The organism is Tardiphaga sp. (genome assembly GCF_028290785.1).
GTDB lineage: Bacteria > Pseudomonadota > Alphaproteobacteria > Rhizobiales > Xanthobacteraceae > Tardiphaga.
In genome coordinates this window covers 1-20,625 of the sequence record NZ_JAQGJD010000179.1, presented here as the reverse complement: position 1 = coordinate 20,625, position 20,625 = coordinate 1, and the positions used below count along the sequence as shown (strand labels likewise).

General features: G+C 63.8%; 19 protein-coding genes. 16 read left to right on the top strand and 3 right to left on the bottom strand.

Annotated elements, in window-relative coordinates:
- The 3 genes from JWR89_RS10515 to JWR89_RS10505 form a co-directional block, all read left to right on the top strand.
- The coding region (locus tag JWR89_RS10515; RefSeq protein ID WP_299715338.1) for a proline--tRNA ligase at window positions 1–862 on the top strand (862 nt) is incomplete at its 5' end.
- Between the two features lie 76 nt (window positions 863–938).
- Complete coding sequence (locus tag JWR89_RS10510) at window positions 939–2,219, top strand: lipoprotein-releasing ABC transporter permease subunit (protein ID WP_299715335.1); 1,281 nt, start codon at window positions 939–941, stop codon at window positions 2,217–2,219.
- An 11-nt stretch (window positions 2,220–2,230) separates the two neighbouring features.
- A complete protein-coding gene (locus JWR89_RS10505) occupies window positions 2,231–2,929 on the top strand; it encodes an ABC transporter ATP-binding protein (protein WP_299715349.1) in 699 nt (232 codons plus the stop codon).
- A gap of 22 nt (window positions 2,930–2,951) precedes the next feature.
- Here JWR89_RS10505 and JWR89_RS10500 read toward each other — a convergent pair whose 3' ends face one another.
- Complete coding sequence (locus JWR89_RS10500) at window positions 2,952–3,218, bottom strand: DUF3551 domain-containing protein (protein ID WP_299715332.1); 267 nt, start codon at window positions 3,216–3,218, stop codon at window positions 2,952–2,954.
- 504 nt (window positions 3,219–3,722) lie between these two features.
- Here JWR89_RS10500 and dnaE point away from each other — a divergent pair.
- Window positions 3,723–7,235 (top strand): DNA polymerase III subunit alpha, encoded by a 3,513-nt coding sequence (gene dnaE, locus JWR89_RS10495; RefSeq protein WP_299715346.1) that lies wholly within the window; start codon window positions 3,723–3,725, stop codon window positions 7,233–7,235.
- 24 nt (window positions 7,236–7,259) lie between these two features.
- Here the strand turns inward: dnaE and JWR89_RS10490 are convergent, their stop codons facing one another.
- Both JWR89_RS10490 and JWR89_RS10485 read right to left on the bottom strand, forming a co-directional pair.
- Window positions 7,260–7,487 (bottom strand): hypothetical protein, encoded by a 228-nt coding sequence (locus JWR89_RS10490; RefSeq protein WP_299715329.1) that lies wholly within the window; start codon window positions 7,485–7,487, stop codon window positions 7,260–7,262.
- 65 nt (window positions 7,488–7,552) lie between these two features.
- A complete protein-coding gene (locus tag JWR89_RS10485) occupies window positions 7,553–7,729 on the bottom strand; it encodes a hypothetical protein (protein ID WP_299715326.1) in 177 nt (58 codons plus the stop codon).
- A gap of 308 nt (window positions 7,730–8,037) precedes the next feature.
- Between JWR89_RS10485 and JWR89_RS10480 the strand changes: the two genes are divergently transcribed.
- The 12 genes from JWR89_RS10480 to lpxA form a co-directional block, all read left to right on the top strand.
- A complete protein-coding gene (locus JWR89_RS10480; protein WP_299715324.1) occupies window positions 8,038–9,033 on the top strand; it encodes a 30S ribosomal protein S2 in 996 nt (331 codons plus the stop codon).
- A gap of 148 nt (window positions 9,034–9,181) precedes the next feature.
- Entirely contained in the window at window positions 9,182–10,105 is a 924-nt protein-coding gene (gene tsf / locus JWR89_RS10475; protein ID WP_299715321.1) for a translation elongation factor Ts, read from the top strand.
- 67 nt (window positions 10,106–10,172) lie between these two features.
- The gene (gene pyrH / locus JWR89_RS10470; protein WP_299715318.1) at window positions 10,173–10,889 is read left to right on the top strand and encodes a UMP kinase; all 717 of its coding nucleotides are present in this window, start codon (window positions 10,173–10,175) and stop codon (window positions 10,887–10,889) included.
- 72 nt (window positions 10,890–10,961) lie between these two features.
- The gene (frr, locus tag JWR89_RS10465) at window positions 10,962–11,519 is read left to right on the top strand and encodes a ribosome recycling factor (RefSeq protein WP_299715344.1); all 558 of its coding nucleotides are present in this window, start codon (window positions 10,962–10,964) and stop codon (window positions 11,517–11,519) included.
- 94 nt (window positions 11,520–11,613) lie between these two features.
- Window positions 11,614–12,369 carry an isoprenyl transferase gene (locus JWR89_RS10460; RefSeq protein WP_299715315.1) on the top strand — a complete coding sequence of 252 codons (756 nt, stop codon included), beginning with the start codon at window positions 11,614–11,616 and terminating at the stop codon, window positions 12,367–12,369.
- 65 nt (window positions 12,370–12,434) lie between these two features.
- Complete coding sequence (locus tag JWR89_RS10455) at window positions 12,435–13,088, top strand: phosphatidate cytidylyltransferase (RefSeq protein ID WP_299715341.1); 654 nt, start codon at window positions 12,435–12,437, stop codon at window positions 13,086–13,088.
- Window positions 13,089–13,092: 4 nt separating this feature from the next.
- Window positions 13,093–14,316, top strand: coding sequence for a 1-deoxy-D-xylulose-5-phosphate reductoisomerase (gene dxr, locus JWR89_RS10450; protein WP_299715312.1), 1,224 nt, complete (start codon window positions 13,093–13,095; stop codon window positions 14,314–14,316).
- A gap of 44 nt (window positions 14,317–14,360) precedes the next feature.
- Window positions 14,361–15,512, top strand: a complete 1,152-nt coding sequence (gene rseP, locus JWR89_RS10445) for an RIP metalloprotease RseP (RefSeq protein WP_299715309.1) — start codon at window positions 14,361–14,363, stop codon at window positions 15,510–15,512.
- 173 nt (window positions 15,513–15,685) lie between these two features.
- Complete coding sequence (gene bamA / locus JWR89_RS10440; RefSeq protein ID WP_299715306.1) at window positions 15,686–18,241, top strand: outer membrane protein assembly factor BamA; 2,556 nt, start codon at window positions 15,686–15,688, stop codon at window positions 18,239–18,241.
- 32 nt (window positions 18,242–18,273) lie between these two features.
- Window positions 18,274–19,359: a UDP-3-O-(3-hydroxymyristoyl)glucosamine N-acyltransferase gene (gene lpxD / locus JWR89_RS10435; RefSeq protein ID WP_299715303.1), complete on the top strand. Its 1,086-nt coding sequence runs from the start codon at window positions 18,274–18,276 to the stop codon at window positions 19,357–19,359.
- Window positions 19,356–19,835 carry a 3-hydroxyacyl-ACP dehydratase FabZ gene (fabZ, locus tag JWR89_RS10430; RefSeq protein ID WP_299715300.1) on the top strand — a complete coding sequence of 160 codons (480 nt, stop codon included), beginning with the start codon at window positions 19,356–19,358 and terminating at the stop codon, window positions 19,833–19,835. The genes lpxD and fabZ overlap by 4 nt, the downstream gene beginning before the upstream one ends.
- Window positions 19,836–19,987: 152 nt before the next feature.
- Window positions 19,988–20,625: acyl-ACP--UDP-N-acetylglucosamine O-acyltransferase (gene lpxA, locus JWR89_RS10425; RefSeq protein ID WP_299715297.1), on the top strand; the 638-nt coding region annotated here is incomplete at its 3' end.

Sequence of the window (20,625 nt, the reverse complement as noted above, 5' to 3'; positions counted from 1 at the left end):
CGAGTTCTTCATGAAGGACGGCTATTCGTTCGATATCGACGAAGCCGCAGCACTGCGCACCTATAACCGGATGTTCGTCGCCTATCTCAGGACCTTCGCCCGCATGGGCATCAAGGCGATCCCGATGCGCGCCGAGACCGGCCCGATCGGCGGCGACCACAGCCACGAATTCATCTTGCTGGCGGAGACCGGCGAGTCAGCGGTGTACTGCAACAGCGACGTGCTAAATCTGCCGGTGCCATCAGATGACATCGACTACGACGCTGACCTCACCGACATCATCAAGCAGTGGACCACCGTCTACGCCGCCACCGAAGACGTCCACGACGCAGAGCGCTACGCACGCGAAGTGCCGGCCGAAAAACAGGTCCACACCCGCGGCATCGAAGTCGGCCAGATCTTCTATTTCGGCACCAAGTATTCCGACGCCATGAAGGCGCTGGTGGCCGGCCCTGACGGCGCCGAGCAGGCGGTCCATGGCGGCTCCTACGGCGTCGGCGTTTCGCGCCTGGTGGGCGCGATCATCGAGGCCTGCCATGACGAGAACGGCATCAAGTGGCCGGAGGCGGTGGCGCCGTTCCGCGCCGTGATCCTCAACCTGAAGCAGGGCTCGCCCGACACCGACGCGGCCTGCGAGGCGCTGTACGCCGAACTCTCCGCCAAGGGCGTGGAGGTGCTCTACGACGACACCGACCAGCGGGCCGGCGCCAAGTTCGCAGCCGCCGACCTGATCGGCGTGCCCTGGCAGATTCTCGTCGGTCCGAAGGGGCTGGCGGAAGGCAAGGTCGAATTGAAGCGGCGCAGCGACGGTTCGCGCGAGAACATCAGCGCGGCCGACGCCGTCGCAAAGTTGACTTCCTGACGACTTATCCACTGTGCGGTCACCGCATCGCCCATGATGCAGCTAGAATGAGCCCGATTCGTATGGGAATCGGGCGATGGATGATGCCATGAGCGAGCCAGTTCGAACCCCACCCTTCGCCGCCTTCGAATGGCTGCTGTCCGGTCGCTACTTGCGCGCGCGCCGCAAGGAGGGCTTCATTTCCGTCATCGCCGGGTTTTCGTTTCTCGGCATCATGCTCGGCGTCGCCACGCTGATCATCGTGATGGCCGTCATGAACGGCTTCCGCAAGGAACTGCTCGACAAGATCCTGGGATTGAACGGCCATCTGCTGGTGCAGCCGCTGGAGAGCCCGCTGACCGACTGGAAGGACGTCGCCGACCGCATCAGCGGTGTCAAGGGCATCCGGCTCGCAGCCCCGGTGGTCGATGGCCAGGCTCTGGCGTCGTCGCCGTTCAACGCCTCCGGCGTATTCGTGCGCGGCATCCGCTCGGCGGACCTCAACAACCTCACCTCCATCGCCAAGAACATCAAGCAGGGCACGCTGGAGAATTTTGACGAGGGGCAGGGCGTCGCGATCGGCCGAAGGCTCGCCGACCAGCTCTCGGTGCATGCCGGCGACAACATCACCTTGGTGGCGCCGCGCGGCGCAGTGACCCCGATGGGCACCACCCCGCGCATCAAGCCGTACCGGATCGCCGCGGTGTTCGAGATCGGCATGTCGGAATATGACGGCACCTTCGTGTTCATGCCGCTGGCCGAGGCGCAGGCCTATTTCAACCGCGCTTCCGATGTCACCTCGATCGAGGTCTACACCACCAATCCCGACAAGATCGACGAATACCGCAAGAGCGTCACCGAAGCCGCGGGCCGGCCGATCTTCATCGTCGACTGGCGGCAGCGCAATTCGACGTTCTTCAATGCGCTGCAGGTCGAGCGCAACGTCATGTTCATGATCCTGACCTTGATCGTGCTGGTGGCGGCGCTGAACATCGTTTCCGGCCTGATCATGCTGGTGAAGGACAAGGGCAGCGACATCGCCATCCTGCGCACCATGGGCGCCTCGCAGGGCTCGATCATGCGAATCTTCCTGATCACGGGCGCCGCGATCGGCGTGGTCGGCACGCTGACCGGCTTTGTCGTCGGCCTCGTGGTCTGCCTCAATATCGAATCGATCCGGCAGTTCATCTCCTGGATGACCTCCACCGAGCTGTTCTCGCCGGAACTGTATTTCCTCTCCAAGCTGCCCGCCGACGTCGATGTCGGTGAGACCAGCGCGGTGGTGATCATGGCGCTGACGCTGTCGTTCCTCGCCACGCTGTATCCGTCGTGGCGCGCCGCGCGCCTCGATCCCGTCGAAGCGCTAAGGTACGAGTAGAGATGACCGACATGGCGCAGCCCGGCGAAGAAGTCCCGGTGGTTTATCTCCACGACATCAAGCGGCAATACACCCAGGGCGAGACCGTTCTGAGCATTCTCGACGGCGCCAAGCTGGCGCTGTGGGCCGGGCAGTCGGTGGCGCTGGTGGCGCCGTCAGGCTCCGGCAAGTCGACGCTGTTGCATATCGCAGGCCTGCTGGAGAGCCCGGACGAGGGCGAAGTCTATGTCGGCGGCACCGCGACTTCGGGCCTGTCGGACACCGAGCGCACGCAGATCCGCCGCACCGACATCGGCTTCGTCTACCAGTCGCACCGTCTGCTGCCGGAATTCACCGCGCTGGAAAACGTCATGATGCCGCAGATGATCCGCGGCCTGAAGCGTTCCGAGACCGTGGTTCGCGCCAAGGAGATTCTGGCCTATCTCGGTCTCGGTGATCGCATCACCCACCGGCCGTCGGAACTGTCAGGCGGCGAGCAGCAGCGCGTGGCGATCGCCCGTGCCGTCGCTAACGCACCACGCGTGCTGTTCGCCGACGAGCCGACCGGCAATCTCGATCCGCACACCGCGGATCACGTCTTCAAGGCGCTGATGCAGCTAGTGAAGGCGACAAGGGTGGCGATGCTGATCGCGACCCACAACATGGAACTGGCCGGCCGCATGGACCGCCGGGTGTCGCTGCAAAACGGCAAGGTGATCGAGCTGGCGTAATCCGTCAGCTCGACGTCGCGCCTCAATCGGCGCGGTAGTGGCGATGACGGCGGCGCGGCGCCGGCTGCTCGTCGTAATATTGCTGATTGTAGGCAAGCGCCGGATTGGCGAAGCAGGTGGTGCCGAGCCCGTTCGCGGTCGCCGCGCACTGTTGATACGTATAATAGCTGCACTGGTCTGTGTCGTAGCGCGTGCGCATGCAGAACGGATAGTCGCGCGCTTCGGCGGGGGCGATATCGAGGGCCGAAACCGCGCCGACGGCGAGTAGGGCAAACAGGGCTGCACGCATGATATTCTCCTGCCGACTCGGGCGCCGGCGCATGTGATTTCGCTGCGGTAGAAAGCCGGGCGGACCGGCATTCGTCAACTCACATCGTCGCGCAATGTTTCCGATCACCTGTGGACCGGCAATCCCCGAAACCAATTGTTAAGCCTCGTCGCGAAGTGCTCCGGGTAGCCGTTGACTTAAGAACAGAATGAGAACAATGTTCTTCATATGTTCCTTATGATTCCGGAGGCTGAAATGTTGAAGACATTCGTTGAGGAAGCTGCGGCATTGGCGTCGATCGTGCTGTTCATCGGCATGATTGCGGTTTGGGCGCAGGTGATCCCGCAGCTCTGAGGCGGTCCGGCGTGAGCTTTGCCGGGATAATGGGGACGCTTTCCCCGTGGCGCCGGTTTCGCGTGGACAGCCCGGGGCCCAGCCATCACGATAGGTCTGCGAGTCGGCCGTGCGGCCGCCGCCACCCTCTAGTCGATGATCGCCCAGCCCATGAACCAAAAGCCCGCAGCCGTGTCCAATGCCGGTTTCGTCCACCTGCACACGCATTCGGCCTATTCGCTGCTGAAGGGTTCGATCAAGATCGAGAAGCTGGCCGCGCTCGCCAAGGCCGACCGCCAGCCGGCGTTGGCGCTGACCGACACCGACAACATGTTCGGCGCGCTGGAATTTTCCGAGAAGCTCGTCGGCTACGGCATTCAGCCGATTATTGGCTGCGAGATCGCGGTGGATTTCGGTGACCAGGACCCCAACGCCCGCAACGCCCTGAATGCGGTGCCGGCGCGGATGGTGTTCCTGGCGGCGCGGGAGCGCGGCTACCGCAGCCTGATGAAGCTGAATTCGCGGGCGTTCCTGGAGACCCCGATCCACCAGACGCCGCATATCAAGTTCGAGTGGCTGCTTGAGGAGGCCGAAGACCTGATCGCGCTGACCGGCGGGCCGGAAGGTCCGATCGCGCTGGCCATCAATGCCGACCAGGCCGCGCTCGCTGCGACGCGCTGCGACCGCCTCGCCTCGTTGTTCGGCGACCGGCTGTACATCGAGCTGCAGCGCCACGGCGTCGAGAAAGAGCGCCGCGCCGAGGCCGGCCTGATCGATCTGGCCTACAGCAAGGGCTTCCCGCTGGTGGCCACCAACGAGCCGTATTTCGCCGCGGCCGAAGATTACGAGGCCCATGACGCGCTGCTGTGCATCGCCGGCGGCAAGATGATCGCGGACACCGAGCGCGACCAGCTGACGCCGGAGCACCGCTTCAAGACCCGCTCGGAAATGGCGGTGCTGTTCGCCGACATTCCGGAGGCTTTGGCCTCCACCGTGGAGATCGCCGAGCGCTGCTCGTTCCGGCCGCGCACCCGTAAGCCGATTCTGCCGCGCTTCACCGTCGGCGCCAGTTCCAACGCCGCCGGCGCCGAGAGCGAGGAGGCCGAGGAGCTGAAGCGCCAGGCGCAGGAGGGGTTGACCAACCGTCTCAGGATTCACGGCCTCTCGCAGGGCATGTCGGAGGAAGACTACCGCGCGCGGCTCGATTTCGAGCTCAACGTCATCAACCGCATGAACTATGCCGGCTACTTCCTGATCGTCGCCGACTTCATCAAATGGGCGAAGCAACAGGGCATTCCGGTGGGCCCGGGGCGCGGTTCGGGCGCGGGTTCCATGGTCGCTTACGTGATGACCATCACCGATCTCGATCCGCTCCGCTTCGGCCTGCTGTTCGAACGCTTCCTCAATCCGGAACGCGTCTCGATGCCCGACTTCGACATCGACTTCTGCCAGGAGCGCCGTGGCGAGGTCATCACCTATGTGCAGCAGCGCTATGGCCGCGACCAGGTGGCGCAGATCATCACCTTCGGCACGCTGCAGGCGCGCGGCGTGCTGCGCGACGTCGGCCGCGTGCTGCAGATGCCCTACGGCCAGGTCGACAAGCTGACCAAGCTGGTGCCGCAGAATCCGGCGGCGCCGGTGACGCTGGCGGCGGCGATCGAGTCCGAGCCCAAGCTGCAGGCGTTTCGCGACGAGGACCCGATCGTGGCGCGCGCCTTCAACATCGCACTGCGGCTGGAGGGCCTGACCCGCCACGCCTCGACCCACGCCGCCGGCATCGTGATCGGCGACCGCCCGCTCTCCGAGCTGGTGCCGATGTATCGCGATCCGAAATCCGACATGCCGGTTACCCAGTTCAACATGAAATGGGTCGAGCCCGCGGGCCTGGTGAAGTTCGACTTCCTCGGCCTGAAGACGCTGACCGTGCTCGACGTCGCCGTAAAACTGTTGAAGCAGCGCGACATCCACATCGACCTCACGACGCTGCCGCTCGACGACGCGGCGACCTATGGGATGCTGGCCAAGGGCGAAGTGGTCGGCGTGTTCCAGCTGGAAAGCCAGGGCATGCGGCGCGCGCTGGTCGACATGCGGCCGGACAGGTTCGAGGACATCATCGCGCTGGTGGCGCTGTATCGGCCGGGCCCGATGGCCAACATCCCGACCTACTGCGCCCGCAAACATGGCGACGAGCAATCGGAATACATGCATCCGATGCTGGAGCCGATCCTGAAGGAAACCTACGGCGTCATCATCTACCAAGAACAGGTGATGCAGATTGCCCAGGTGATGGCCGGCTACTCGCTCGGCGACGCCGACCTGTTGCGCCGCGCCATGGGCAAGAAGATCCGTTCCGAGATGGAAAAGCAGCGCGAGATCTTCGTCGCGGGCTCGGTCAAGAACGGCGTCGGCAAGGACCAGGCGAATACGATTTTCGATTTGCTCGCGAAGTTCGCGGACTACGGCTTCAACAAGTCGCATGCCGCCGCCTATGCGCTGGTGTCGTATCACACCGCTTATATGAAGGCGCATTACCCGGTCGAGTTCATCGCGGCGTCGATGACGCTGGACATGAGCAATACCGACAAGCTGTCGGAATTCCGCGCCGAAGCGCAGCGGCTTGAGATCAAACTCGAAGCCCCCAACATCAACCGCTCCGCCGCCACCTTCGAGGTCGCCGAGAACACCATCTTCTACGCGCTGGCCGGCCTCAAGGGCGTCGGCGGCGCCGCGGTGGATCTGATCGTCGAGGAACGCAAGAACGGCTTGTTCACGTCGCTGGCGGATTTTGCCTCGCGCGCTAGCCCGCGCGCGATCAACAAGCGCGTCATCGAGAGCCTCGCCGCAGCCGGCGCCTTCGATACGCTGGACGCCAACCGGGCGCGGGTGTTCGGCGGCGCCGAGGCGATCCTGGCCGCCTGCCAGCGCAGCCATGAGGCCACCACCGTCGGCCAGAACGACATGTTCGGCGGCGCGGCGGATGCGCCCACCATCATGCTGCCGCAGATCGACAACTGGCTGCCGGCCGAGAAGCTGCGCCGCGAATACGACGCCATCGGCTTCTTCCTGTCCGGCCATCCGCTCGACGATTATTCGGTGGTGCTGAAGCGCTTGCGGGTGCAGAGCTGGGCGGAATTCTGCCGCGCCGTGAAATCAGGCGCCACCGCCGGCCGCGTCGCGGCCACCGTGGTGTCGCGCATGGAACGCCGCACCAAGACCGGCAACAAGATGGGGATCATGGGCCTGTCCGACCCCACCGGCCATTTCGAGGCGGTGCTGTTCTCCGAAGGCCTGGCCCAGTTTCGCGACGTGCTGGAGCCGGGCACCGCGGTGCTGCTGCAGCTCGGCGCCGAGCTGCAGGGCGAGGACGTCCGCGCCCGCGTGCTGCATGCCGAGCCGCTCGACGCCGCCGCCGCCAAGACCCAGAAGGGGCTGCGGATCTTCCTGCGCGACACCAAGCCGCTGGATTCCATCGTCAAGCGCCTGCAGGGCGACGCCCCGGCCGCCGCCGCCACCGGCCGCGGCGTATTGCCGCCAAAGCCGACCGCGCCTTCCGGCGGGGCCGGGGAAGGCGATGTCTCGCTGGTGATGATGCTGAACCTCGACACCGAGGTGGAAATGAAGCTCCCCGGCCGCTTCCGCATCTCGCCGCAGATCGCCGGCGCCATCAAGGCGGTGACCGGGGTGGTCCAGGTCGAGATGCTGTAGGGAGGCGGGTAGGGCCCACCCATTTCAGGCAGCCAGCACGGCCTTCTTCAGGGGCGGCGGCAGTGTAATCGGGCTGAACGACGCCTTCGGATAGAGGTAATCCTCGCCGGATTCGTCAATGATGCGCAGTAGGCCATTCTTGTCGGCATCGGGATCGGGGAGCGCGATGTAAATCTTCCGCCTTTCGAGCGATGCGGCGTAGCCTTCGTTGTCGAGGCACACAACAAGCCTTTTGGATGGTGTCTTTGCCATAGTCACTGCCCTCAAAGGAGCTGCTTGATCTTGTACTCTTTGCGGCCGATTGCGTGGGCCTCATATCAATGTATTTCAGCTAAACGGATATTGCCATCCGGTAACCGCACGTGGCCGATCCCCTTGCGTTTACGCCAAAATCCGCGACCGTACAGCTTGCGAAGCCGGGCGATTTCGCGAATCCCGGTTCCAGCTGCAATGGTCTCGACGTCTGCGATTTCGCCCAAAATATCGAAATGCATAGGCGGATCGTCTCGCCGGCGGGGCCGTTCGTCAAGATTGGGGTACCGTGCGCAGGCATTCCCCAGCGCGGCAGTATTTTGAGGGAGCAGGCCTGATCCGCTCGGCCTCGGTACAAAGGCCATGCCGCAGGCGCCCAAACGTCCGTATTGCCTTGCTTATCCCGGGAATCCGGCTATATACCGCGCCATCTCACACGGAAGCATGGCTTAACGGCCGTCCGGTGGCATTCCGGCCCCACTGCAGATTTCCTGCATAAACGCTTGATTGCTCACACGCTTCCGGAGGAACCAACCGGAGAATTAGAACTATGGCGATCCCTGAATTTTCTATGCGTCAGCTTCTCGAAGCCGGCGTCCACTTTGGCCACCAGTCGCACCGCTGGAATCCGAAAATGGCGGATTACATCTTCGGCGCGCGCAACAACATCCACATCATCGATCTCGCCCAGACCGTGCCGCTGCTTCACCGCGCGCTGCAGGCTGTCAGCGACACCGTCGCCAAGGGCGGCCGCATCCTGTTCGTCGGCACCAAGCGCCAGGCCCAGGACGTCGTGGCGGAAGCTGCCAAGCGTTCGGCGATGTACTTCGTCAATTCGCGCTGGCTCGGCGGTACGCTGACCAACTGGAAGACCATCTCGGGCTCGATCAAGCGCCTGCGCCATCTCGAGGAAGTGCTGAACTCGGGCGACGCGTCTTCCTACACCAAGAAGGAGCGCCTGACGCTGCAGCGCGAGCGCGACAAGCTCGACCGTTCGCTCGGCGGCATCAAGGACATGGGCGGTCTGCCCGACCTGATCTTCGTGATCGACACCAACAAGGAAGACATTGCGATCCAGGAAGCCCAGCGTCTGGGCATCCCGGTGGCGGCAATCGTCGATACCAACTCGGACCCCAAGGGCATCACCTACGTGGTCCCGGGCAATGACGACGCTGGCCGTGCGCTGACGCTGTATTGCGACCTGATCGCTCGCGCCGTGATCGACGGCATCTCGCGCGCCCAGGGCGATTCCGGCTACGACATCGGCGCATCCGCAGCCCCCGTCGCCGAAGCCATCGCGGCTCCGGAGCCGGTCGGCTTCCAGGGTCTCGCCGGTCCGCGCGGCTCTGCCGACGACCTCAAGAAGCTCACCGGCGTGTCCGGCGAGATCGAGAAGAAGTTCAACGACCTCGGCATCTTCCATTTCTGGCAGCTGGCTGAACTCGATCACGACACCGCGCATAAGATCGGCGAAGAGGTCGGCCTGCCGACCCGTGCCGATGGCTGGGTCTCCCAGGCCAAGGCGATGACGGCGGAAGCCGAGTAATAAACGCTCACGCGTTCGAGTGTCAGTGTGGCCGGTAATCCGGCCACACTTTTCAATTCTACCTTCTCACGATGACAGTTCCTGTGGCAGAGCGCGGCGTGCAGCATTGGCTGCGCCGCGCTCGCCCCGGCAGGCAAAGGGTTCAACGATGGCAACGATTACCGCAGCGATGGTCAAGGACCTCCGCGAGACCACCGGCGTCGGCATGATGGATTGCAAGAACGCACTGGCCGCCAACGATGGCGACATGCAGGCTTCGATCGACTGGCTGCGCAAGAAGGGCCTCTCCAAGGCCGCCAAGAAGGCTGACCGCGTCGCTGCGGAAGGTCTGATCGGCGTTGTCACCGCCGGCGCCAAGGGCGTCGTCGTCGAAGTCAATTCCGAGACCGATTTCGTGGCCCGCAACGAGCAGTTCCAGGGCCTGGTCAAGATGATCGCCCAGGTCGCGCTCAAGGTCGGCGGCGACGTCGATGCCATCAAGGCGCACAAGGTCGGCGACGTCACCGTCGAGACCGCGATCACCGAAGCGATCGCGACCATTGGCGAGAACATGTCGCTGCGCCGCGCCGCCGTGCTGGAAGTCTCGGCCGGCGTCGTGTCGAGCTACGTGCACAATGCCGTCACCGAAGGCCTCGGCAAGATGGGCATCATCGTCGCGCTGGAATCGACCGGTTCGAAGGATGAGCTCGCCACCCTGGGCAAGCAGATCGCGATGCACGTCGCTGCCGCCAATCCGCAGGCGCTGGATTCGGCGTCGCTCGATCCCGCCGTCGTGGCGCGCGAGAAGGACGTGATGGCCGACAAGTATCGCCAGCAGGGCAAGCCGGAAGCGATGATCGAGAAGATCGTCGAGAACGGCCTGAAGACTTACTACAAGGAAGTCTGCCTGCTCGATCAGGCCTTCATCCACGACACCTCCAAGTCGGTGGCGCAGGCCGTCAAGGAAGCCGAAGGCAAGGTCGGCGCGCCGATCAAGCTGACCGGTTTCGTGCGCTACGCGCTCGGCGAAGGCATCGAGAAGCAGACCTCGGACTTCGCCGCCGAAGTCGCCGCCGCCAGCGGCCAGAAGTAAGCACGACCTGAGACCTCCCGGCGGATCGACGCCGGGAGTTGCCGCCTCGAAAGGAAGCGATCGCATCATGGGTGAGCCGCTCTATCGTCGCGTCGTGATCAAACTTTCAGGCGAATACTTTGCCGGCGGCCAGCCGTTCGGCATCGACCAGCCCACCATCGACCGCATCGCCGGCGACCTCATCGCGGCCCAAAAGCTCGGCGTCGAGATCGCCGTCGTGGTCGGCGGCGGCAATATCTTTCGCGGTGTCGAAGTGTCTTCCCGCGGCGTATCGCGTCCCACCGGCGACACCATGGGCATGCTCGCCACCGTGATGAACTGCCTGGCGCTGGAAGCCGCGATCGAGCGCCGTGCGGTGCCGGCGCGCACGCTGTCGGCGATGGTGATGCCGCAGGTCTGCGAGCTGTTCACCCGTGCCGCGGCGCACAAATACTTGTCCGAGGGCCGCATCGTGCTGCTGGCCGGCGGCACCGGCAATCCGTATTTCACCACCGACACCACCGCGGTGCTGCGCGCGGCCGAAATCGGCGCCACGGCGGTGCTGAAGGCCACCAACGTCGATGGCGTCTACAGTGCGGATCCGAAGAAGGATCCCGCCGCCACGCGGTTCGAACGGCTCAGCCACTCGCAGGCGGTGGAGGGCAACTACAAGGTCATGGATGCCACCGCTTTCGCGCTTGCCCGCGAGACGTCGCTGCCTATCATTGTGTTTTCCATCGCCGAACCGGGTTCGATCGGCGCCATTCTGAGCGGTACGGGTCGCGGCACCATCGTCGCGGGCTGATCTTCAATTCAGGTCCGGCCGCGGTTGCAGGGTCGGGCCCACAGGTTTCAAGAGGAGAGCTGCATGGCCCCCATGGCCCCATTCGATATCAACGACCTGAAGCGTCGTATGCAGGGCGCCACCGCGGCCTTGAAGCACGAACTTGGCGGATTGCGCACCGGGCGCGCGTCGGCCTCGATGCTGGAGCCGGTGCAGGTAGAAGCCTATGGCAGCCACATGCCGCTGAACCAGGTCGCGACCGTTTCGGTTCCCGAACCGCGCCTGCTGTCGGTGCAGGTCTGGGACAAGTCGATGGTTAAGGCCGTGGAAAAGGCGATCGTCGATTCCAATCTCGGCCTCAGCCCGGCCACCGAAGGCCAGGTGCTGCGCCTGCGGATTCCCGAACTGAACGAAGAGCGCCGCAAGGAACTGGTCAAGGTCGGCAACAAGTACGCCGAGGCCGCCAAGGTCGCCGTGCGCCATGTCCGCCGCGACGGCATCGACCACATCAAGAAGCTCGAAAAGGCGCACGAGATCACCGAGGACGACCAGAAGCGCCTCGATAACGAAGTGCAGAAGGCCACCGACGCCTCGATCGCCGAGATCGAGCAACTGCTGTCGGCCAAGGAAAAGGAAATCATGACGGTCTAGGCGCGTCGGCAATGACGCTCCTAATTGTTAAAGCGCGCATGTTCTTGTAGCCAGACGACTCACACTTTGGCGGACATGCGCCGGGGACCAACCGATGTCGAACGCCGCCGCGCCCGCAACCGATGGATCGGACCGATCCACGCCGTTGCATGTCGCGATCATCATGGATGGCAATGGCCGCTGGGCTGCGGCCCGCGGCCTGCCGCGCGCCGAAGGCCATCGCCGCGGCGTTGATGCGCTGCGCCGTGTGGTGCGCGCTTCCCACGAACTCGGCATCCAGTATCTGACAATCTTTTCGTTCAGTTCGGAAAACTGGTCGCGCCCGGCGACCGAAATCCGTGACCTGTTCGGCCTGCTGCGCCGCTTCATCCGTAACGATCTGGCCTCGCTGCATGCGGATGGCGTCTGCGTCCGTGTCATCGGCGAGCGCGAGGGCCTCGATCCCGATATCCGCAGCCTCCTCAGCGAGGCCGAGGATCTAACGCGCGGCAACACCCGGCTCAATCTCGTCGTTGCCTTCAACTACGGATCGCGGCACGAAATCGCCAAGGCCGCGCAGCGCCTGGCGCAGGAAGTTGCCGACGGCAAGCGTACGCCGGACAGCATCAACGCCGATGCCCTTGGGCAATACCTCGACGCGCCGGACATTCCGGATCCGGATCTGATCATTCGCACGTCCGGCGAGCAGCGGCTGTCGAACTTCCTGATGTGGCAGGCCGCCTACAGCGAACTCGTGTTCGTGCCGATCCACTGGCCGGACTTCGACAAGGCCGCGCTGGAAGGCGCCATCGCCGAATATTCCCGGCGCGAGCGCCGCTTCGGCGGCCTCGCCGCGAAGACCGGTTCGTGACAGGCGTGAACCACGACAACGCGACACCGAAGCAGGTGGATGACCGGGGTCTGCGAAATCTCCTGATGCGGGTGCTGACCGCGCTGGTGTTGATTCCCGTCGCCATCGGCGTGGCCTATGCCGGTGGCTGGTGGTGGTTCGGCCTGGTGACGCTGATTTCGATCGGCCTGTTCATCGAATGGCGGATGATCGTCGGCGCCCACCGCATGGGCTGGGTCGCGCTCGGCGTCGTCTATGCCGCGGCCGCGCTCGCTGCGTCCGTGATCGTGCGCCTTGATGCGGTGTGGGGCTTTTCCGCGCTGATGTTCGTGCTGCTGATCGTCTGGATGACCGACATCGGCGGCTACTTCGCGGGCAGGGGGATCGGCGGCCCGAAACTGTGGCCGAGCGTCAGCCCGAAAAAAACCTGGGCCGGCGCGATTGGCGGCTGGGTGCTGAGCCTCGGTGTCGCCGGCGGCTTTGCCGCTTACGGTATCGGACAACTGATCCCGCTGCTGCTGCTAGCGACGGCGCTGACCGTCGTCTCGCAACTCGGCGACCTCTTCGAATCCGCGGTGAAGCGCCAATTCGGCGTCAAGGATTCCAGCCACATCATTCCCGGTCACGGCGGCTTGCTGGACCGGCTCGATGGCTATGTGTTCGCGGTTGTTGCAGCTGCGTTGATCGGTGTTTTGCGGGGCGGCGCGGATGGCGTCGGCCGCGGTCTTATGGTTTGGTGATTCGATGAGTGCTGTACCCCTGCGAAACAACAAGGCTTCGGCGTCCGCCGTGCGTAGCGTAACCGTGCTGGGTGCGACCGGCTCGATCGGCGACAGCACCATGGACCTGCTGCGCGCCTCGCCCGACCGGTACCAGGTGGAAGCGCTGACCGCGAACACCAACGTCGAGGCCCTGGTGTCGCTCGCCAGGGAGTTCCGCGCCCGCTACGTGGCGGTGGCCGATGTATCGAAGCTCGCCGAACTGCGTGCTGGCCTGGCCGGTACGGGAATCGAAAGCGGCGCCGGCGACAGCGCCATCGTCGAAGCCGCGCAGCGCCCGTCGGACTGGCTGATGGCCGCCGTGTCGGGCGCCGCCGGGCTGAAGCCCGCGCTCGCCGCGGTCGATCGTGGCGCCACCATCGCGCTGGCCAACAAGGAATGCCTGGTCTGCGCCGGCGATTTCTTCATGCAGCGCGCCGCCAAGGCCGGCGCCTGCATCCTGCCCGCGGATTCCGAGCACAATGCGCTGTTCCAGGCGCTCGGCTCCGGCAACCGCGAGGAACTCACCCGCGTCATCATCACCGCCTCGGGCGGTCCGTTCCGCACCTGGGCCGCCGCCGATATCGAGCAGGCGACCCTGGCGCAGGCGCTGAAGCATCCGAACTGGTCGATGGGGCAGAAGATCACCATCGATTCCGCGTCGATGATGAACAAGGGCCTCGAAGTGATCGAGGCCTCGTACCTGTTCGCGCTGTCGCCGGACGAGATCGACGTGCTGGTGCATCCGCAGTCGATCGTTCACGGCATGGTCGAGTTCCGGGACTTTTCGGTAATGGCGCAACTGGGTTCGCCGGACATGCGCACGCCGATCGCGCATTGCCTGGGCTGGCCGGACCGTATTTCCGGCCGCGCCGCGCCGCTGGATCTGGCGGCGATCGGCACGCTGACCTTCGAGGCGCCGGATTACGCGCGTTTCCCGGGGCTGGAGCTGGCCTATGACGCGCTGCGCACCGGCCATGGCGCGACCACCGTCTACAACGCCGCGAACGAGGTCGCGGTGGCCGCCTTTATCGCGCAGAAAATCCGGTTCGGCGCGATCGCGCGGCTGGTTGAGGCGACCATGAATGAATGGGTAAGGGCGGGTAATTTGGCACCTTTGTCGTCGGCCGATGACGCTATCGCCGTTGACCATGGCGCGAGAAAAACCGCTGCCACCCTCTTGCCTCAAATTGCCGCAAAGGCATCCTAGAAAATCGGGGACGGAGCCTCTGGCTTCGCGTGTAGGGGATCCGGATGCTTGAGTTTTTCCAACATAGTTTCAGTACGTTAAGCCACGGGTTCATCGGCTACATCATCCCGTTCCTGTTCGTGCTGACGATTGTGGTGTTCTTCCATGAACTCGGCCACTTTCTGGTCGCGCGCTGGAATGGCGTGAAGGTGCTGACGTTCTCGCTGGGCTTCGGACCGGAGATCATTGGCTTCAACGACCGCCACAACACCCGTTGGAAGATTTCGGCGATCCCACTCGGTGGCTACGTCAAATTCTTCGGCGATGAGAGCGAAGCCTCGACGCCGTCGTCGGCCGCCTTGTCGACCATGTCGGCGGAAGAGCGGCAGGGCAGCTTCCATCACAAGCGGGTCGGCCAGCGCGCCGCCATCGTCGCCGCCGGGCCGATCGCCAATTTCATTCTCGCCATTGTCATTTTCACCTGCCTGTTTACCTTCTTCGGCAAGCCGAGCACTACCGCCCAGGTTGATACAGTGCAGGCGGGCAGTGCCGCCGAGAAGGCCGGGTTCCAGTCCGGCGACGTCATCAAGTCGATCGACGGCAGCGCGATCGGCAGCTTCTCCGACATGCAGCGCATCGTCGGCATCAAGGCCGGCGAGCAACTCGCGTTCAGCATCAAGCGCGGCGATTCCACCGTCGAGCTGAAGGCGACGCCGGAAATGAAGGAGGTCAAGGATTCCTTCGGCAACGTGCACCGCCTCGGCGTGCTCGGCATCACCCGCGCCACCGCGGCCGGCGAGGTCACCACCGAACGGGTCGGTCCTGCTGCCGCCTTCGTGCTCGGCGTCAAGGAGACCTGGTTCGTGGTGGACCGCACCCTGGCCTATATCGGCGGCGTATTCACCGGCCGCGAGGCCGCCGACCAGATCGGCGGGCCGATGCGAATCGCCCAGATCTCCGGGCAGGTGGCGACCATCGGCCTGACCGCCCTGATTCACCTGGCCGCGGTACTTTCGATCTCGATCGGGCTGCTCAACCTGTTCCCGGTGCCGCTGCTCGATGGCGGTCATCTTTTGTTCTACGTCGTCGAGGCGGTCCGCGGCCGGCCTCTGTCGGAGCGCGCGCAGGAGTACGGATTCCGTATCGGGCTGGGACTTGTGCTGATGTTGATGGTGTTTGCGACCTATAACGACATTCTTCATCTGGCTGCGTCATGATGCGATTTCGGGACAACGTGGCCGATAGGCAACGTCTTGGAATGAAATTGAAATCGCCCCGCGAATGGTCATTTGCCAGTTTGGTAAAATTGGCTACAAGCGAGGCAACAAATGGGATTCTGTCAGTCCGTAGGGGTGCGGGCTGGCGATGGAATGATAAGGGCGCGCTGCGCATGAAGTTTGGTTTGCGGGTATTGCGGGGAGGCTTGATCGCCGCCTCGATCATGGTCGCCATGCCGGTCGCCGCCACGGTGACTGCAGCGCTGGTTTCTACGGCTGCTTCTGCGCAGACCGCCGCGTCGATCGCTGTCGAGGGCAACCGCCGCGTCGATGTCGAGACGATCCGTTCCTACTTCCGGCCCGGCCCGAGCGGTCGCCTTGACCAGGGCAATATCGATGACGGCCTCAAGGCCCTGATCGAGACCGGCCTGTTCCAGGACGTCAAGATCAACCAGGGCGGCGGCCGCATCGTGGTCTCCGTGATCGAAAATCCGGTGATCGGCCGCATCGCCTTCGAAGGCAACAAGAAGGTCAAGGACGACCAGCTCACCGCCGAGATCCAGTCGAAGCCGCGCGGCACGCTGTCGCGCCCGATGGTGCAGGCCGATGCCTCGCGCATTTCCGAGATCTATCGCCGCTCCGGCCGCTACGACGTCAGCGTCGTGCCCGAGATCATCGAGCAGCCGAACAACCGCGTCGATCTGATCTTCACGGTGAGCGAAGGCCAGAAGACCGGCGTCAAGCAGATCGAGTTCATCGGTAACAACTATTACTCGTCCTACCGCCTCAAGGACATCATCAAGACCCGCGAATCCAACCTGCTGAGCTTCCTCGCCTCGGGCGATATCTATGATCCGGACCGCGTCGAAGCCGATCGCGACCTGATCCGCCGCTATTACCTGAAGAACGGCTTCGCCGACGTGCAGGTGGTTGCCGCGCTCACCGAATACGATCCCGACCGCAAGGGCTTCCTGGTTACCTTCAAGATCGAGGAAGGCCAGCAGTACCGCGTCGCGTCGGTCGATTTCCAGTCCACCATCTCGACCCTCGATGCCAACTCGCTGCGGGCCTTCTCGCGCGTCAACGTCGGCTCGCTTTACAACGCGGAAGCGCTGGAGAAGTCGGTCGAGGAAATGCAGATCGAGACCTCGCGACGCGGCTATGCCTTCGCCATCGTCCGTCCGCGTGGCGACCGCAACTTCGAAGCGCACACCGTCTCGATCGGCTTTGCCATCGAGGAGGGCCCGCGCACCTACATCGAACGCATCAACGTGCGCGGTAACACTCGTACCCGCGATTACGTCATCCGCCGCGAATTCGACGTGTCGGAAGGCGACGCCTACAACCGCGCGCTGGTCGATCGTGCCGAGCGCCGCCTGAAGAACCTCGATTTCTTCAAGACTGTGAAGGTCTCGACCGAGCCCGGCTCGTCCAGTGATCGCGTGATCCTGGTGGTCGATCTGGAAGAGAAGTCCACCGGCGATTTCTCGGTCTCGGGCGGTTACTCGACCACCGACGGTGCGCTGGGTGAAGTCAGCATTTCCGAGCGTAACTTCCTCGGTCGCGGCCTGTACGCCAAGGCGTCGGTGCAGTACGGCCAGTACGCCCGCGGCCTGTCGCTGTCCTTCGTGGAGCCTTATCTGCTCGACTACCGCGTCGCGCTGGGCCTCGACGCGTTCTATCGCGAGCAGCTGTCCAACAGTTACATCTCGTACAACACCAAGACCATCGGCTTCAGCCCGCGGCTCGGTTTCCAGCTCCGTGAGGATCTCTCGCTGCAGCTGCGCTACTCGATCTACCAGCAGCAGATCTCGCTGCCGTCGGCCTATGCGAATTGTAACAATCTGCTTCCTGCAAGCAGCGGGTTGAACACACCCGGTTCGTTGAATGCCCAGGGGCTGTTGACCAATCCTGACGGTACGACCAACTTCGGTTGCTACTCCGACGGCGAATCCTCGCTGCCGGTGCGCCGGGAACTGGCGAACGGCAAGTCGCTGACCTCGATGGTCGGCTACACGCTGAACTACAACACCCTCGACAATAACAAGAACCCCACCGACGGCCTGTTCCTCGAGTGGAAGCAGGACTATGCGGGCGTTGGCGGCGACGTCAGCTACCTGAAGTCCACGTTCGACGCCAAGTACTACACCCCGCTGGTGGCCGACATCGTTGGTTTGCTGCGGGTGCAGGGTGGCATGTTGAACAAGGTCGGTCAGGACATTCGCATGCTGGATCATTTCCAGATGGGTCCGAACCTGGTTCGTGGTTTCGCACAGAACGGCATCGGGCCGCGTGACATCAGCTACATGGCGCTGGGCTCGAACGGTGACGCGCTGGGCGGCACCAAGTATTGGGGCGCCTCCGCCGAATTGCAGATGCCATTCTGGTTCCTGCCGAAGGAAGTTGGCATCAAGGGCGCCGTCTATGCCGACGCCGGCGGCCTGTGGGATTATCAGGGTCCGACGAGCTGGGCGCAGACCGGGGAGAACCAGTCGTTCAAGGCCGGTTCAAGCGGTAACGGCGTCTGTACTCCTGCCTCCAGAACATCGGTCGGCACCTGCAACGGCATGACCTATGACGACGGCAACATCGTGCGCTCCTCGGTCGGTGTCGGTCTGATCTGGCAGTCCCCGTTCGGTCCGCTGCGCTTCGACTATGCGGTGCCGATCACCAAGGGCCAGTACGATCGCGTGCAGCAGTTCAAGTTTGGCGGCGGAACTTCGTTCTGAGTTTAATCTCCGGCCGGACCGCGACGGGTGGAATGGCGCAGCCGACATTCTTCAAGCAATCGCCGTCGCTGACGCTGGCTGAAATCGCCGCGTCGGCGAAGGCGCAACTGGTCGACCCCACCCGGGCCGACCAGCGCATTAGCGGCCTGGCCTCGCTCGACGAGGCCGGCCCGCACCATCTCGCATTCTTCGACAACGTCCGTTACGCCGGCCAGCTTGCGCAGACCCGCGCCGGAGCGGTGCTGGTGAGCGAGCGTTACAAGGGCGACATTCCCCCCGATATCGCCGTTCTGCGCGCCAAAAACCCGTTTGCGGCCTTTGTGGCCCTGAGCCGCGATTGGCATGACGACGCGCTGCGCCCGCAGTCCGGCTTCGGCCTGACCGGCATCGCGGTCTCGGCCATCATCCATCCCTCGGCGCACCTCGAGGACGACGTAACTGTCGATCCGCTGGCGGTGATCGGGCCTGACGTCGAGATCGGCTCGGGTTCGGTGATCGGCTCCGGCGCGGTGATCGCCGCCGGCGTCAAGATCGGCCGTGACTGCAATGTCGGCGCCAACTCCTCGATCCAGTTCGCGCTGATCGGCAACAATGTGCTGATCCATCCCGGCTGCCTCATCGGGCAGGACGGCTACGGCTTTATCTTCGGTGCCGAGAGCCATCTCAAGGTGCCGCAGACCGGCCGCGTGCTGATCCAGAACGATGTCGAGATCGGCGCCGGCACCACGATCGACCGCGGCAGCCTGCGCGATACCGTGATCGGCGAGGGCACCAAGATCGACAACCAGGTCCAGATCGGCCACAACGTCACCGTCGGGCGGCATTGCCTGATCGCCGCGAAATGTGGGCTTGCTGGCAGCCTCACGCTCGGCGACAACGTCGCACTGGGCGCCATGGTCGGCGTCAACAACCACATTACGATCGGCGACGGCGCGCAGGTCACCGCGATGAGCGGCGTCAAGGACAGCATCCCGGCCAAGGGCCGCTGGGGCGGGTTCTTTGCCAAGCCGACCAAGCAATGGTTCCGCGAGATTCTCGCGGTGGAGAAACTCGGACGCGACAGCGCGCCGGGCGCGAATATGAGTTCGCAGGATGCGAAGGACGAGGGCGGGCAATGAGCGAAGTTTCACCGATCGATCAGGAATCGCCGATTGCCTATGATCTGGTCGATATCAACACCATCCTCAAGACGCTGCCGCATCGTTATCCGTTCCTGCTAATCGACCGCGTCGTCAATATCCGCAAGGACTACAGCGGTGTCGGCATCAAGAACGTCACCATCAACGAGCCGGCGTTTCTCGGCCATTTCCCGGATCGTCCGGTATTCCCGGGCGTGTTGATGATCGAGGGCATGGCGCAGACCGCCGGCGTGATCGGCATCATGTCAGTGGAAGGCACCCAGAAGCCGCGCGCGGTGTACTTCCTGACCATCGACAAGTGCAAGTTCCGCAAGCCGGTGATGCCCGGCGACACCGTCGAATATCACATGCGCAGCATCGGCCGGAAGAAGACCATGTGGTGGTTCCATGGCGACGCCAAGGTCAACGGCGTCATCGTCGCCTCCGCTGACGTCGGCGCGATGCTGACGGACTGAGGTGCCCTGAAAGGGCAGAGGCAGCTTTAGATTGTTGCCGGCAGGCGCAATGGAGCGAAACCAGACGTTACTGGACAGTACCGTTTGCGCGCATTACCAGCAAAAAACTCAGCGATTCAACGTCGCCACAGAGCTGAGACGGGGCTATCTAGATGAGCAGTATCGATCCCACGGCGCGGATTGCCGATGGCGCCGTGATCGGCGAAGGCACCACGATCGGTCCGTACTGCATCGTCGGGCCGAACGTGGTGATCGGGCCGGATTGCAAGCTGATCGGCCACGTCCACATCACCGCGCAGACCACCATCGGCGCCGGCTGTATCATCTATCCCTTCGCGTCATTGGGCACGCCGCCGCAGTCGCTGAGCTACAAGGGCGAGCTGACGAAACTGGTGATAGGCGACGGCTGCACCATTCGCGAATCCGTCACCATGAATGCCGGCACGGTCGCCGGCGGCGGCATCACCACCGTCGGCGACCGCGGTTACTTCATGAACTGCGCCCATGTCAGCCATGACTGCCACGTCGGCAACGACGTCATCTTCGCGACCTCGGCGACGCTCGGCGGCCATTCCGAGATCGGCGATTTCGTGTTCATGGGCGGGCTCTCGGCAGTGCATCAGTTTACCCGCATCGGCCCGCAGGCGATGGTCGGCGGGCTCTCCGGCGTACGCGGCGACATCATTCCGTTCGGCCTCGCCAACGGCCAGTATGCCAGCCTCGAAGGCCTCAACATCATCGGCATGAAGCGTCGCAAGTTCACCAAGGCCAGGCTGGCCGCAGTGCGTTC

Coding starts and splice junctions, on each gene's coding strand:
- JWR89_RS10505 (WP_299715349.1), top strand. CDS start 2,231: ATGGCGCAGCCCGGCGAAGAAGTCCCGGTGGTTTATCTCCACGACATC.
- dxr (WP_299715312.1), top strand. CDS start 13,093: ATGAGTGCTGTACCCCTGCGAAACAACAAGGCTTCGGCGTCCGCCGTG.
- JWR89_RS10460 (WP_299715315.1), top strand. CDS start 11,614: ATGTCGAACGCCGCCGCGCCCGCAACCGATGGATCGGACCGATCCACG.
- pyrH (WP_299715318.1), top strand. CDS start 10,173: ATGGGTGAGCCGCTCTATCGTCGCGTCGTGATCAAACTTTCAGGCGAA.
- JWR89_RS10455 (WP_299715341.1), top strand. CDS start 12,435: ATGCGGGTGCTGACCGCGCTGGTGTTGATTCCCGTCGCCATCGGCGTG.
- JWR89_RS10480 (WP_299715324.1), top strand. CDS start 8,038: ATGGCGATCCCTGAATTTTCTATGCGTCAGCTTCTCGAAGCCGGCGTC.
- bamA (WP_299715306.1), top strand. CDS start 15,686: ATGAAGTTTGGTTTGCGGGTATTGCGGGGAGGCTTGATCGCCGCCTCG.
- lpxD (WP_299715303.1), top strand. CDS start 18,274: ATGGCGCAGCCGACATTCTTCAAGCAATCGCCGTCGCTGACGCTGGCT.
- JWR89_RS10485 (WP_299715326.1), bottom strand. CDS start 7,729: ATGCATTTCGATATTTTGGGCGAAATCGCAGACGTCGAGACCATTGCA.
- JWR89_RS10490 (WP_299715329.1), bottom strand. CDS start 7,487: ATGGCAAAGACACCATCCAAAAGGCTTGTTGTGTGCCTCGACAACGAA.
- JWR89_RS10510 (WP_299715335.1), top strand. CDS start 939: ATGGATGATGCCATGAGCGAGCCAGTTCGAACCCCACCCTTCGCCGCC.
- fabZ (WP_299715300.1), top strand. CDS start 19,356: ATGAGCGAAGTTTCACCGATCGATCAGGAATCGCCGATTGCCTATGAT.
- frr (WP_299715344.1), top strand. CDS start 10,962: ATGGCCCCATTCGATATCAACGACCTGAAGCGTCGTATGCAGGGCGCC.
- rseP (WP_299715309.1), top strand. CDS start 14,361: ATGCTTGAGTTTTTCCAACATAGTTTCAGTACGTTAAGCCACGGGTTC.
- JWR89_RS10500 (WP_299715332.1), bottom strand. CDS start 3,218: ATGCGTGCAGCCCTGTTTGCCCTACTCGCCGTCGGCGCGGTTTCGGCC.
- tsf (WP_299715321.1), top strand. CDS start 9,182: ATGGCAACGATTACCGCAGCGATGGTCAAGGACCTCCGCGAGACCACC.